12 protein-coding genes and 2 pseudogenes are annotated in these 12,981 nt (G+C 57.2%); 7 read left to right on the top strand and 7 right to left on the bottom strand.

Going from position 1 to position 12,981, the window contains the following annotated elements:
- Positions 1–35: 35 nt before the first annotated feature.
- Entirely contained in the window at positions 36–245 is a 210-nt protein-coding gene (locus tag ACIPIJ_RS23060) for a hypothetical protein (protein WP_401080902.1), read from the top strand.
- 219 nt (positions 246–464) lie between these two features.
- Here the strand turns inward: ACIPIJ_RS23060 and ACIPIJ_RS23055 are convergent, their stop codons facing one another.
- Positions 465–1,487, bottom strand: a complete 1,023-nt coding sequence (locus ACIPIJ_RS23055) for a zinc-dependent alcohol dehydrogenase family protein (protein WP_401080900.1) — start codon at positions 1,485–1,487, stop codon at positions 465–467.
- Between the two features lie 206 nt (positions 1,488–1,693).
- Between ACIPIJ_RS23055 and ACIPIJ_RS23050 the strand changes: the two genes are divergently transcribed.
- The gene (locus tag ACIPIJ_RS23050; protein ID WP_401080897.1) at positions 1,694–2,608 is read left to right on the top strand and encodes a LysR family transcriptional regulator; all 915 of its coding nucleotides are present in this window, start codon (positions 1,694–1,696) and stop codon (positions 2,606–2,608) included.
- Positions 2,609–2,794: 186 nt separating this feature from the next.
- On the opposite strand, the gene ACIPIJ_RS23045 is transcribed toward ACIPIJ_RS23050, so the two are convergent.
- Positions 2,795–3,547: an SDR family NAD(P)-dependent oxidoreductase gene (locus ACIPIJ_RS23045; RefSeq protein ID WP_401080894.1), complete on the bottom strand. Its 753-nt coding sequence runs from the start codon at positions 3,545–3,547 to the stop codon at positions 2,795–2,797.
- A gap of 109 nt (positions 3,548–3,656) precedes the next feature.
- Between ACIPIJ_RS23045 and ACIPIJ_RS23040 the strand changes: the two genes are divergently transcribed.
- Both ACIPIJ_RS23040 and ACIPIJ_RS23035 read left to right on the top strand, forming a co-directional pair.
- Positions 3,657–4,574 (top strand): LysR family transcriptional regulator, encoded by a 918-nt coding sequence (locus ACIPIJ_RS23040; protein ID WP_401080891.1) that lies wholly within the window; start codon positions 3,657–3,659, stop codon positions 4,572–4,574.
- A 582-nt stretch (positions 4,575–5,156) separates the two neighbouring features.
- Positions 5,157–5,368 (top strand): annotated as a pseudogene (locus ACIPIJ_RS23035) (alpha/beta hydrolase); the annotation flags it as partial.
- A 13-nt stretch (positions 5,369–5,381) separates the two neighbouring features.
- Here ACIPIJ_RS23035 and ACIPIJ_RS23030 read toward each other — a convergent pair.
- Positions 5,382–5,581, bottom strand: a pseudogene (locus ACIPIJ_RS23030) (transposase); the annotation flags it as partial.
- Between the two features lie 556 nt (positions 5,582–6,137).
- Here ACIPIJ_RS23030 and ACIPIJ_RS23025 point away from each other — a divergent pair.
- On the top strand, positions 6,138–7,517 hold the full coding sequence (locus ACIPIJ_RS23025) for an OprD family outer membrane porin (protein WP_401080888.1): 1,380 nt from the start codon (positions 6,138–6,140) through the stop codon (positions 7,515–7,517).
- A 46-nt stretch (positions 7,518–7,563) separates the two neighbouring features.
- Complete coding sequence (locus tag ACIPIJ_RS23020) at positions 7,564–8,799, top strand: MFS transporter (protein WP_401080886.1); 1,236 nt, start codon at positions 7,564–7,566, stop codon at positions 8,797–8,799.
- A 44-nt stretch (positions 8,800–8,843) separates the two neighbouring features.
- Here ACIPIJ_RS23020 and ACIPIJ_RS23015 read toward each other — a convergent pair whose 3' ends face one another.
- Entirely contained in the window at positions 8,844–9,824 is a 981-nt protein-coding gene (locus tag ACIPIJ_RS23015; protein ID WP_401080883.1) for an aldo/keto reductase, read from the bottom strand.
- Positions 9,825–9,896: 72 nt separating this feature from the next.
- On the opposite strand from ACIPIJ_RS23015, the gene ACIPIJ_RS23010 reads away from it, so the two are divergent.
- Entirely contained in the window at positions 9,897–10,292 is a 396-nt protein-coding gene (locus ACIPIJ_RS23010) for a MerR family transcriptional regulator (protein WP_161773453.1), read from the top strand.
- A 37-nt stretch (positions 10,293–10,329) separates the two neighbouring features.
- Here the strand turns inward: ACIPIJ_RS23010 and ACIPIJ_RS23005 are convergent, their stop codons facing one another.
- From ACIPIJ_RS23005 to ACIPIJ_RS22995, 3 genes are read right to left on the bottom strand one after another with little or no spacing between them, the layout of a single operon-like run.
- Complete coding sequence (locus ACIPIJ_RS23005) at positions 10,330–11,223, bottom strand: 3-keto-5-aminohexanoate cleavage protein (protein WP_058018498.1); 894 nt, start codon at positions 11,221–11,223, stop codon at positions 10,330–10,332.
- Between the two features lie 3 nt (positions 11,224–11,226).
- Positions 11,227–11,991: an SDR family oxidoreductase gene (locus ACIPIJ_RS23000; RefSeq protein ID WP_161773454.1), complete on the bottom strand. Its 765-nt coding sequence runs from the start codon at positions 11,989–11,991 to the stop codon at positions 11,227–11,229.
- 46 nt (positions 11,992–12,037) lie between these two features.
- Positions 12,038–12,805, bottom strand: coding sequence for an SDR family NAD(P)-dependent oxidoreductase (locus tag ACIPIJ_RS22995; RefSeq protein WP_401080878.1), 768 nt, complete (start codon positions 12,803–12,805; stop codon positions 12,038–12,040).
- Positions 12,806–12,981 lie beyond the last annotated feature (176 nt).

Raw genomic sequence — 12,981 nt, 5'->3', positions numbered from 1 at the left:
TGCTCACATCACGATTAGCCATCGCTTGAGCAATAATGCAGAAATTCGAAATTAAAGAAACTTCCCACACACCGTGGAAACTCACTGAAGCACTTGATCACTGTCGCCAGACCATCGAGAAAAAACTGCCTTCGCGCGAAACAACCATCACCCGGAACCGCACGCCAGTGCCCCTTCCTCTATTCATCGCACGCTCCTTGCGCCAACTATCACTGAGCCATTATCAAGCGTTACCAGACGAATAAAAGATACAGATGCCGGTAAAAAAACCATTCACTTGAGAGATAGCACAGCTTGCATAGCGGCACACAGAACCTCAACTGAAATTGGTTTTCCTGAAGTTAACCAAAGGAACGTTATCAATATTCAAATATGTAGGACGGGCATTATATACATGTAGGAAATATCCTAATTGAAAACAAAAAAACCCGGGACTCAGCCCGGGTTTGTGCCTTCAATCGTTTTCAGGCCTGTGCCATGTCCAGCACCACCCGGCCACCACAAGGGCATTCATCCATGTACCGGTGGGCTTCAACCACCTGATCGAATGGGTACACCTTGATGATCTGCGGTGTCAGCAACTGATCGGCGGTGAACTGGTTGATATCGCGCAACGCGCGCTGCAGAGCAACCTGGTCCTGGCTGATGCCCAGTTCCGGCTTGCCGGTGAAGTTACCAATGCAGTGCACGTAGAACTGGATGTTCTTCTGGAACGCCGCACACGCCGGGAACGGCGTCTGGTTGCCACCCTGCAGGCCGTACAGTACCAGGCTGCCCCGCGGCGCAAGTACGTCGCCGAGCAGCGACATCTGCGGCCCGCCCATGCCATCGAGGACCATGTCCACGCCGCGGCCATCGGTGTATTTACCGACCTGCATGAGCAAATCCTGCTCTTCGGTGACGATCACCTTGTCGGCACCCAGCCCCAACAAGTACTCGCGCTGCTCCGGCTCCTTGGTGGCGGCAAATACCTTGAGGCCGAGGGCCTTGCCCAACTGCACGAACGCAGGCCCGGCACAATGGCTGGCATCGGTGACCAGGGCGGTTTGCCCGGCCTTGGCCCGGGCCAGGTCAACGTAGGCAAAATAGGCGATCAGCAACGGCGTGTAATGCACGCTGGCTTCGATCGGCGTGAGGATGTCCGGGTAACGGGTAATGGCCGTGCGCGGCAAGACGATGACATCGCCGTAAACGGGATGCTCGTTGGCGCTGGTGGCTGGGAAGCTGGCAACCCGGTCGCCCACGGCGATGTCTTCGACACCTTCACCCACTGCAGTCACCACACCCGCCATCTCGTGGCCGATCCCTGCCGGCAGCCGGGCTTGGGACGGTGCCAGGTTCTGCCGCCAGAGCACGTCGTACCAGCTCACGCCGATCGCCTCGACGCGGATCTGCACCTCGCCGACAGCAGGGGACGGTTCGGCCTGCTCCTCGCAACGGAGCACATCGGCAGCGCCGAACTTATGGAACCGGATCATGCGGGACATCGCATACCTCGCCTTTGTGAATCTCGTATTACCACGGACTTTATCCGGGCTTTTGCCGTTAGACCATCAGTGGCTATTAATAGTCGACATGCCTGTCATCGATTGGGCACCCCACATTCCTGTGCATTGGCCCCCACAAATCGGTGCAGGGTAACAGCCTTTGGCCTTAAGATTCACCCCTGCCCCACTTTAGGCGAAGCGCACCGATGAATCGAAACGACCTGCGTCGCGTAGACCTCAACCTGCTGATCGTGTTCGAAACCCTCATGCATGAGCGTAGCGTGACCCGCGCCGCCGAGAAGCTGTTCCTCGGCCAGCCGGCGATCAGCGCGGCCCTGTCGCGCCTGCGTAACCTGTTCGATGACCCGTTGTTCGTGCGCACCGGCCGCAGCATGGAGCCGTCGGCACGCGCGCATGAAATCTTCGCCCTGCTGTCGCCGGCGCTGGACTCGATCTCCACAGCCGTCAGCCGCGCCGCCGAGTTCGACCCTGCCACCAGCAACGCGGTATTCCGCCTCGGCCTGTCGGACGACGCCGAGTTCGCCCTGCTGCCGCAGTTGCTCAAGCGCATCCGTGCCGAAGCGCCGGGCATCGTGCTGGTGGTGCGCCGGGTCAACTACCTGCTGATGCCCACCCTGCTGGCCTCGGGCGAGATCTCGGTGGGCGTCAGCTACACCAGCGAACTGCCGGCCAACGCCAAGCGCAAGGTACTGCGCCGCAGCAAGCCCAAGCTGCTGCGCGCCGACAGCGTGCCCGGCAGCATCACCCTGGATGATTTCTGTGCGCGGCCACATGCGCTAGTGTCATTTGCCGGTGACCTGTCCGGTTTCATCGACGAGGCACTGGCAGAGATCGACCGCAAGCGCCATGTGGTGCTGGCCGTCCCGCAGTTCAATGGCCTGGGCAGCTTGCTGGCGGGGACGGATATTGTGGCCACGGTGCCGGACTACACGGCCGATGCATTGACCGCGGCGGGCGGCCTGCGGGCCGAGGACCTGCCGATGGAGGTGCGCAGCTTCGAGCTGCACATGGCCTGGCGCGGAGCGCAGGACAATGACCCGGCGGAGCGCTGGTTGCGGTCGCGGATCCAGATGTTCTTCGGGGATCCGGATAGCCTGTGACCACATCTCTGCATACGCCGTGAAACCCCATGTACGATGGGCTTCAGCCCAAACCTAAGACCCATAACCATGGCCGTTGCCCAGGATCAGCTATCTACAAGGCCAAGACCGTTGGTTTTAAAATAGGCATGGAAGTACTCCTACCTAGGTATGCGGACGACCAAGGCAGCCGCCCGCTTTTGGCCATTAAACCTGAGCTTGGCCGCCGTCAACGAACAATTCGATACCATTGACGAAGCTGGCGTCATCCGATGCCAGGAACAGCGCGGCACTGGCGATTTCTTCCGCCTCACCGACACGACCCATTGGAATCAGCGAAGCTAGGTAGTCGAGCAAACCTTGTTGCTGTGCAGCATCTGGCCCAGCGAGGTCGACCAAGCCTGGGGTAAGTGTTGCACCTGGGCTGATGGTGTTGACTCGAACCTGACGGTCTTTCAAATCCAGAATCCAGTTGCGGACGAAAGCGCGTACGGCTGCTTTGGAAGCGGCGTAAACACTGAACGCCGCAGTGCCGGAGCTACCCGCAGTGGAGCCGGTGAGGATCACTGAGGCATTAGGGGCCAGCATGGGCAGGGCTTTTTGTACGGTGAACAGCACGCCTTTGACATTGCGGTCGAAGGTGTCATCGAAGTGCTGCTCGGTGATTTCGCCCAGGGGCAGCATCGAACCACCGCCGGCGTTAGCGAAGAGCACATCAATGCGGCCATGCGCGGAGCCAATCTGACTGTAGAGCGCGTCCAGTTGGTCGAGCTTGGTGGAGTCGACTTGCACGCCTGTAGCGTTCCCGACAGTGGCCACTGCTGCGTCGAGTTCGATCTGGCGGCGACCGGTAATGTAGACGTGGGCACCTTCTTCAGCGAAGCGTTTGGCGGTGGCGAGTCCGATGCCAGTAGTGCCGCCGGTGATCAATGCGATTTTGCCTTCGAGCTTGCCAGTCATGGTGTTTCTCCCGTTACGTTAGGTAAGTTGCTGCGGTGTGGGAGAAGCTTATCGACGGTACATCTTTTTCAAAATAGAATTGCCTGAAATCTATCGTTGCAGAAATGAAATGAGCAAACTTCCGGATTTCGAAGGGTTGGCCATGTTTGCCAAGGTGGCTGAAGAGGGATCGTTCGCTGCGGCATCTCGGGTTATGGGGGTTTCTGTGCCCACGGTATCTCGAGCGGTTGCGCGCCTTGAGGAGCGCCTGGGTGGACGCTTGTTCAACCGCACCTCACGCCAGTTGGCGCTTACAGAGTTTGGCGCGAGCATGGCCGCCAGGGCCGGCGACATTTACCGGCAGGCCGAGGAGGTTGAAAGTGAGGCCCAGGAACTGTCGGTGCAGCCTCGAGGCCAGGTAAGACTCGCGGTACCGATGTCGTTCGGTTTGCGCTGGGTAGCACCACTGATTCCTCAACTGATGCGCATGTACCCAGAACTGTCGATAGACCTGCACCTATCCGATGCGTCCGTCGACCTGATCGCCGAGGGCTTTGATGCGGCTCTGCGCATTGCCGTGCTGCCTGACTCGTCTCTAGTCGCGCGTCGACTCTGTGCCGTAACCCAATACCTTGTGGCTTCACCTGCCTATCTAAGCGCACACGGATACCCGAGCCATCCACGTGAATTAGCCGCACGACCCTGCTTGAGCTATGCGTACCGCGCGCGCAGCCAGGTGTGGCGATTCACCCACGTGGACGGTACCGAAGAAGATGTGGTGCCGACCGGCCCACTTCGTGTCACCAACTCAGATGCCTTATTGCCGGCTTTGCTCGAGGGGCTGGCCATTGCCGAGCTTCCGGAGTTTATCGTCAGCGAATACCTGGCCGACGGCCGACTGATCGCATTGTTGCCGGAGTGGAGCATGATGCGCGGTGGTCTCTATTTCGTGACGCCCTCGGCGCGCACGCGCCCTGTGAAGATCAAGGCACTCTCAGACTTCTTCTTCGAGCATCTATCCGAGCCATCATGGCGTTGGTCTCGATAACCGGCCAAGGCGCTATTCGATGGCTTCGAAAATGAAACGATGGACTCCAATAATTGCCATTTTTGATGATGTGCGCTTCCCGTAACTTTGCTGTGGCGGGCACAGCAAAATGTGCCAACTCAGGCATTCTTTGCGGGAGCAGCCAATCATGAAAAACGCCGTCGAGCTACTCCATCTGCTTGGAATCCATTCAATCTCCTGCCACCGCCGCCTCGCTCTTTGCTGACGATGGTGCGCTGGAACTTCCATACCTAGAGTCGCTGAGCATCACTAGCCGCGTCCAAGGCAAGGACGCCATCGAATCCTTCATTGGCTCACTGTTGAACTAAGTGCCGGACTTCAAATTTCGGAATGTGCGCTTCCTGATCGATACCCCCGACCAGGCGTTTGCCGAATACAGCGTTGAGGCATAGATGCCGGCTACGGGACGAATTTATCCCCAGATGTATGCGGGTCGGCTGGTTGCCCGAGACGGCAAGATTCAACGCTTTCGTGAGTCTATGGACACTCTCGCGGCAGCAAAGGCTTTCGCCCCTGCCCGTTCACTTATTCCTCCAACCACCTATATTCGGCGAACTGAAAATGAAGAAGATCACTACAGTTCTGTCCGCAAGCATCCTCGCCCTGATCGTTGGCAAAGCATTTGCCGCTGCGAATGACGCCGTTCCAGAGCACCAGACTCAAGCCTTTCAAAACGACCTCGCACTCGGGGGCGCAAGCCGACGGAGCAGCTCAGCCCCAAAGACGCTCGCGCCGTTCTGACCAGTGCCCAGAGCCCCATGAAAATGGATCTGTTGATTTCGCCACCCGGAACCGTTGATGCACCGTTGACCACGGGCCAAAGCGCTCCGGCATATCTCGCCACGCAGCACCGTAGCAGAACACCCATAGCCCACCATCAAGCACCAGTCGGTGGTTCAAGCGAGACCGCCCCCGACCATGGGTTTCGATGAACAGATCGGAGACCGATCCCAGGCCTCGCCCTAGAGTTCGTAACGCTTTGCCATTGTAAAGTCTACAAAATCTCAGCTTACGAGCGCGCCGATTGGGCATCTCGGAATTTCGTACAGAGCCTATCGTCGCTCAGTATTTGATACGCCCTCACTCCTCGATTTTTCACTCAAACAGCTGAAAAAGACCAACTGCCAGGCCCAAGCGCCTAAGAAATTTTTGTGTGCCCACTGCATCGGCGCTCACCACAGCAGGTAGCGTGCCCCGCCAATTTTGTGAAAGCGGATCAATGTCAGAGCACAAATGGCTCCCCTTGACACTTTAGTGATCACCGATATTTCATTTCGACACATTCAGGTGCGCACCATCGGGAAGCCTGGTAGCAAACTCGATGGAAGTGGACGACATAAATGCTAGGAATTTATCTATTAACGCCATAAAAACGAAAAAACATTCTAAAAACGACAATATCGTGAAGGCGAGCCGGAGCGGTATGAATAATGCTTTTATGTGATCACACATAGCATTTATACGCTCATGTCCAGCAAGACGTCGTCAACACCCCGCACCGCTCGGGGCTCCGATCTTCAGCTAGTCGGGAGGTTTATCGCCTTGAACGCCAGTAAGACTGTTGCAACGATTCTCGCCACCTCGCTCGTCAGCTCCGCAGCATTTTCAGCTCCTGTTGATCAGACTTTCACTACAACACATGCCAAAGAGGACAACGCCCAAGCCAGTGCAAATGGCTTCACACACGACCAGAAACTCGGCGGTACCACCCGAAATTTCTGGGCGCATGTGCGCAGTGATCGAAACACCTACTTTCAGATACCCAATAAACAGGGTGAGTCGAAACCGACAAGACTCGCGGCGACCTGGGTTCAAGGCACCATACTGGAATATCAATCTGGCTTTACTCAGGGAGCGATCGGCTTCGCCACCCAAGCCGCCGTGTACAACCAAATCGCCCTAGAGCGTGATCATGACCAATTGGCCGGTGGCGTAAATCGAACGCTGGTTAACAGCGACGGCGATGCCGTTGGCCAGTGGAGCAAGCTCGGACTGGGCAACATCCAGGCTCGGATCTCCAATACCACACTGACCATCGGGCGTCAGAACATCTATACGCCGGTGCTTGAGGTAAACGCCGTACTTTCCCTGCCATCAAGCTTCGAAGGGATCAGCCTGCACAGTGAGGAATTGAGTAACCTGTCATTCGACCTGGGCACGTTCGATCGCATATCACCGTATACCCAACAAAGCCTGCGCCGTTTTGGCACCGAGTACGGCAACCCACAAGCCACCACGGGGCACGTAAACATTGCCGGCATGACCTACACGCCCAGCCAGGCGCTGAAGGCTGAGTGGTTTGCTTCCAGAGTCGAAGATATCTGGACCCAGCATTTTCTAGGTATCAACCATGCCCTGGGTGACCCAGACAAGCTTTCCATGAGTAGCTCATTCAGCTACTACCGAACGCGCGAGCAGGGGCAGGCGCGACTCGGGCACATTGATAACGATACCTACAGCTTAGGCCTCAGCCTGCAGCATCAGAATCATACGTTGAATGTAGGTTGGCAGCAGGTGGGAGGTAACGAACCTTTCGACTACCTTGGCGAAACTGACGCCATCCATCTCGCCAACACCTTGGTCACCGATTTTAATGGCCCCAATGAAAAATCGCTTGCCTTCAGCTACAGCGTGAACATGGCTCCGTACGGCATCCCGGGTCTGTCGTTGATGGCGTATACGGCCCGCGGATGGGGCATTGATGGCACTCATTACCAAGGCAGTGGTTACGACGTGCGGGCGATGGACGGAGAGAAACACACCGAAAGCGGCTTCATCGCGAACTACGTCATACAAAGCGGCCCGTTACGCGACACACGCTTTTTCTTTCTGTATGGCACGAACCGCGCCAGCGAGAACCAGGCTGACGGCACCATGACCGAAACCCGCCTCGTCACCACCATCCCATTCGATTTCCTCTGACCCTTCAAACCAGTGCAACGCCCTAACCATTGCGGGAGTTAGCAACATGCCACAAATAAACGCTGTGCCATTTACCGCCACCAACAGCCGACTCGACGAGTTTCGCAAAGGCTGGCCCATCCTGATTGCTGCCATGCTGGGATGCGGGTTGGGCGTTTCGTCCCTGCCGCTGTATACCGCCGGTGTCTTCATGCCACATCTGCAAGGCGAATTTGGCTGGAGCCGAACGGAGCTCTCCACTGCAGTTTTGATATTCACCATGGCCCTGGCGGCTGCCTCCCCCTTGGTTGGCAGGTTGATCGACAAACTCGGGGTTAGAACGTCCGCTGCAATTTCGATCAGCGCGGCGGCGCTCTGTTACCTGGTAATGGCCACCCAGCTGGCCAGCCTTGCCACCTTCTATCTGCTACAGGCAGCCATTGCCGCCCTGGGGGCTGCGGCTGCGCCCGTTGCCTACACCCGAGTCGTCACCAGCCATTTTCACCGTTCCCGCGGCCTGGCATTAGGTATTACTCTGCTAGGTCCCAGCTTGGCTGCAACAATAGCGCCCGCAGCACTGACCTCAGTCATTGCCAGCCACGGCTGGGCGGTCGGCTATCTCTCACTGGCGCTCATGACAAGCGCCATGCTGCCATTTCTACTGCTACTCAAACCCTCGACAGACAAGGAAACTCAGCCGTCACAACACATTGCCGCCGAAGAGACACCATTGTTCAGCGCCGCCGAGCGCAAACAAATCTTCTACAGGCTGCTTGGCGGGCTTGCGCTGTTTTCTCTTGGTATCGGTGGCCTACTTGTACACTTGGTACCACTTCTGATCGATAGTGGCCTGGACCCAATCAAAGCGGCGTCAATCGCGGGCTTGATCGGCATCTCTGGGATGATTGGTCGCCTAGCGGGTGGGGCGCTTGCCGATCGCTTGTTTGCCCCGTACGTTTTGGTTGGTATTAGCGCCGTCGCCTCCTTTGGCTGCATGTTACTTGCGACACTGGGTGCAGCTGCAGCTGCACCAGCGGCTGTAGCCCTTGGCTTCGCCCTGGGCGCCGAGGCAGACCTTATGGGTTATCTGGTAGCGCGCTACTTTGGTAAGCGAGCCTATGGGAAGATTTTTGGCTGGCAGTATGCTGCATTTATCAGTGGAATCGGCCTTAGCCCCATGCTGCTGGGATATGCCTACGATGCCACTCACAGTTACTCGATGGCATTGATGATCAACGTTGCACTCTTGCTAGCTGCTCTACTGACCTTCCTTCGCCTTCCCCGCTTCAGGGATGCGTTCTGAGCATGTGTTTGTGCGGCGAGGCCAAGCTTCGCCGCACCACAGATTCAAACAGCGGCGCCTTGGACGGCACCCGCAAGCGTCTCAAGACTGTCCATTTCGGCATCACTGAGGCGAATCGAAGAAGCCGCTACGTTTTCCGCGAGCCGTTGACAATTGCGCGTACCCGGAATGGGTACTATGTCCACACCCAACCTTTCAGCCTTAGTGTACAGCCAAGCCAAAGCCGCTTGCGCAGTACTAATGCCCAGCATCCCAGCAGAGTGCTGTAAGGTTTCGACAAGGCGTTGATTGGCTCGCCAATTCTCATCCTGAAAGCGAGGGAAGTGACGTCGCACATCATCCTGCTCAAGCACAAGCCCATTTGCCGGCCCAACCAACAACCCTCTACCCAACGGCGCGTAAGGCACCAGCGTTGTCCCCAAGGACCTGGCCACTGGCAGAATTTCACTTTCGATTTCACGTGCGAACAAGGACCACTCGGACTGCAAAGCAGCAATGGGATGGATGGCGTGGGCCTGCAGCAACTCCTGCGCACTGACCTGCGACAAACCCAACGCACGAACCTTGCCCGCTTTCACTAGGTCGGCCATTGCACCGATTGATTCATCCAGCGGAACGCTTTCGACGCGCCGATGCATGTAATACAGATCGATCACCTCAACTCCCAGACGCTGCAACGATCGATCAACTGCCTGACGAATGTACTCAGGGCGATTATCCAAACTCCAGTCGTCCGGAGACCGCGCATCGCGCGTGTAACCGAATTTGGTGGCGACCAAAGCCTTTGCGCGATGCCTGGCCAGGAATGGGGCAAGCAATTGTTCGTTGGCACCGAGCCCATACATGTCTGCGGTATCGAACATGTTCACCCCCAACTCCAAAGCTCGCTCGAGCGTTGCCAGAGCTTGACGCTTATCCGTCTGCCCGTAGAACTCACTCATGCCCATGCAACCGAGCCCCTGACGTCCAACCACCATCCCGCCACCCAGGCGCACCTTAGAAATCAACCCCACATTATCTGGCATGAGAAACCTCCGAATTGGCTGAGGCCTCATGTTATAAGTGTGGAGTTAAGTCCATAGTCAAGAGCATTTCAGATGATGATCTCAGCATTTGCTAAAGCCGCGGGGCTCTCAGTGGACACTGTGCGCTTCTATATTGCTAAAGGCCTGCTCTGCCCGAAGCAAGGGGAAAAGGGCGGCTCACGGCCTTACCAGCTTTTCGATTCCAACGAGCTTACGTGCGCGAAGATGATCCGCTTGCAGCAGTCGTTGGGCTATTCGCTAAACGAGATCGCCGATTTGAACAGAGAGTATCGCTCTGGTGCCAGATGCCCAGAACGCACGGCAGAGGTACTGCGCCTGCAGATTGAGCGACTCCAAGCAAAAAAGGACAGGCTCGACGAAGCACTGTCCTTCCTGCAGGAAAAACTCGAATGGGTCGAGACCGGACAGCGAGGAGACGCTCCAAGATTTGACGACTACCTCTGCTAAGCCAGCAGATGGATGCCCCCTCGCACCTCAAGTCTATTTAGCGCGGCGTGCGCAACCCCATAATTTCCCTGGCCTCTGCCGGCGTGGCGACAGACATGCCCATGCACTCGATAATAGTGCGCGCGCGCTCGACCAACTGACCGTTGCTGGCAAAGACGCCCCGGCTCAGGTACAGGTTGTCCTCCAGACCGACACGAACGTTACCGCCCAACAGCGCACTTTGTGCGACCATCGGCATTTGCTGTCGTGCGATGCCAAAGGCGGCCCATTGCGCATTGGCAGGAATCAGGCTGCGTTGGTAGATCATGGTTTCAGCGGTAGCAGGCGCACCCCACAGCACACCCAAGACCATCTGGAACAGCGGCGTACCATCAATGAGACCATCGGCAATTAGCGAATTGCCGAACAGGATGTCGCCAGCACTGAACACCTCCAGCTCTGGCTTCACACCCAGTTCCTGGAAGCGTTTCGCCATAGCACGCAAGGTGCGAGTAGTGTTCAGATAGACAAACTCCAGTTGCCCTTCCACCTGATTGCCAGTGGTGATGTCCAGCGAGGCGATTTCCGGCAGACATTGCTCAAGGTGCAGCACTCGCTCCGCGACCGGAATCACATCACTTTCCGGCAGTCCCCGTGACTCATCCTCCGGGTCTGGCAAGAAGAATGCGCCAAGGCCGCAGGTCAAGTTCAGAACGATATCGACACCCGACGAGCGCACACGGTCCACGACCTCCTTGAACAACGCCGGATCACGGCTACCGCCACCGGTCTTGGGGTCTCGAACATGAATGTGTGCGACCGATGCACCTGCATGCGCTGCCTCGATGCAAGCCTCGGCAATCTGCTGCGGCGTGACTGGCATCGCCGGATGCTTGGGGTTGAAGGGAGCGTTTCCGGTTACTGCACAGGTCAGAATCACTTTGCGTGACATGGCTTAAATCTCCCACTCAACGTTGCCGCTCACCGCGAGCAGCTCACCGGTAATTTTCTTGGCAGCATCCGAGGCAAGGAACAACACGGTCTGAGCCAACTCTTCGGGCTGCACTTTGCTGCGCAGCGATATGTACTTGAGATAATCCGCTTCAACCTGCTCCACCGTGCGCCCAGACTCTTCGGCGATGCCTGCAACGATTCGGGTCATGCGGGCGTTGTCGATCATGCCCGGCAAAATCGCGTTGCAACGCACATTGAAAGGCCCCAGTTCGCGGGCAGCATTGAGCGTCAGCGATTCCACTGCAGCCTTGGAGACCACGTAAGCTGTACGCATGGGCAGTCTCGTGCGTGTAGAACCGGTGGAAAAGTTGATGATCACGCCCTGGCGTTCACGCTTCATGGCTGGAATGACTTCACGCATCAAGCGGAACATGCCACCCAGGTTGACGTCCAAGGTGTGCTGCCAGGCTTCGTCGGTGATGTCTTCAATGGCGGCACGCGGCCCAGGCACACCAACGTTGTTGACCAGCACGCTAACGCTGCCGGAAAACGCCATTTCGGCCTCGCGCACGACGCGCTGAGCATCGTCACTGCGCCCGACATCCGCCACGGTGCCACTCATACCCGGGTTGGCCCGCAAGGTTTCCACCAAAGCGTCTTCACGTACATCGCAGATGTGCACATTGGCACCGCGTTGCAGGAAGCTCTCGGCTATGACACGGCCGACACTGTCCGCGCCACCCGTCACGATCACGTTTTCTTTCATCTCTGCTCTCTGAAAAAAGGGTGGCAAGCCACCCGACGAGACGGGCCTACAGCCCCGCGGAAATACCTTCATCCATCAGCAGGCAAGCGCCACGCATGGCACTGGCCTGGTCTGAAGCTAGGAAGGCGATGGCATTGGCAATGTCCTGCGGCTCGGAGAACGTGCGCGGGCTTGGGGTGCGAGCGGTCATGAAGTCTCGCAGTTCTTGCATCGACGCATCGTTACGGATGTCTTCGTTGATCGCCGTCGCAGTATTACCCGGCGCTACACAATTGACCCGGATGTTGCTACGCCCAAGCTCGCAGGCAAGGGCACGGGTCATCAGGATGATCCCCGCTTTGGTGGCGCAATAGATCGAATAGCCACCAAAGCCAGTGACGCCCGCCACAGAAGCAACGTTGACAATCGCGCCCGAGCCTTGCGCCTTGAACATAGGCACCACCGCATCAATCAGGTTCCAGGTGCCTCGCAGATTGATATCGATCATCTGCCCTGCTTCAGTCAGTCGAGCTTCGCCTGCGGGGGTTGGCTTGAAGACCCCGGCTGCGTTAACCAACAAATCGACGCCCCCGAAGGTTTCCTTGACGGCACCGACCAACTCCACCACAGCCCCCGCTTCACGGACATCACACACAAAGCCTTGGGCTGCGCCCCCATCCTCTCGAATGGATGCGGCGACACGATTAGCTTTTTCTTGGCTGGAACTTGCCACCACTGCCACCGCGTAGCCATCGGCTGCAAGCCGACGCGCAGCAGCTTCACCAATGCCCTGAGAGCCCCCTGTCACTAGCGCGACCTTTACCTGCGTAGCCATCTGAACCTCCTCAATCAGCCCGTAGAGCCAGCAATCTGTACTGGTGTTTTCACGCTAGCAATTATGTGATCACAGATCAACACAAAAAATCACAAGCCGCAGAAATCGCGGAATTTTGTCTTGATTTCGCCCGTTCAAGGGATTACTAATGTGATCACAAAAACCAAATCGAACAA

The sequence above is a fragment of the Pseudomonas sp. NPDC087185 genome (assembly GCF_044744955.1).
In the GTDB taxonomy this organism is placed as follows: domain Bacteria; phylum Pseudomonadota; class Gammaproteobacteria; order Pseudomonadales; family Pseudomonadaceae; genus Aquipseudomonas.
This window is presented reverse-complemented; position numbering and strand designations above follow the sequence as displayed.

Bases quoted from the DNA above. Each gene is read 5' to 3' on its own strand.
- ACIPIJ_RS23010 (WP_161773453.1), top strand. From the start codon at position 9,897: ATGATGATCTCAGCATTTGCTAAAGCCGCGGGGCTCTCAGTGGACACT.
- ACIPIJ_RS23050 (WP_401080897.1), top strand. From the start codon at position 1,694: ATGAATCGAAACGACCTGCGTCGCGTAGACCTCAACCTGCTGATCGTG.
- ACIPIJ_RS23020 (WP_401080886.1), top strand. From the start codon at position 7,564: ATGCCACAAATAAACGCTGTGCCATTTACCGCCACCAACAGCCGACTC.
- ACIPIJ_RS23040 (WP_401080891.1), top strand. From the start codon at position 3,657: ATGAGCAAACTTCCGGATTTCGAAGGGTTGGCCATGTTTGCCAAGGTG.
- ACIPIJ_RS22995 (WP_401080878.1), bottom strand. From the start codon at position 12,805: ATGGCTACGCAGGTAAAGGTCGCGCTAGTGACAGGGGGCTCTCAGGGC.
- ACIPIJ_RS23060 (WP_401080902.1), top strand. From the start codon at position 36: ATGCAGAAATTCGAAATTAAAGAAACTTCCCACACACCGTGGAAACTC.
- ACIPIJ_RS23055 (WP_401080900.1), bottom strand. From the start codon at position 1,487: ATGTCCCGCATGATCCGGTTCCATAAGTTCGGCGCTGCCGATGTGCTC.
- ACIPIJ_RS23045 (WP_401080894.1), bottom strand. From the start codon at position 3,547: ATGACTGGCAAGCTCGAAGGCAAAATCGCATTGATCACCGGCGGCACT.
- ACIPIJ_RS23005 (WP_058018498.1), bottom strand. From the start codon at position 11,223: ATGTCACGCAAAGTGATTCTGACCTGTGCAGTAACCGGAAACGCTCCC.
- ACIPIJ_RS23000 (WP_161773454.1), bottom strand. From the start codon at position 11,991: ATGAAAGAAAACGTGATCGTGACGGGTGGCGCGGACAGTGTCGGCCGT.
- ACIPIJ_RS23015 (WP_401080883.1), bottom strand. From the start codon at position 9,824: ATGCCAGATAATGTGGGGTTGATTTCTAAGGTGCGCCTGGGTGGCGGG.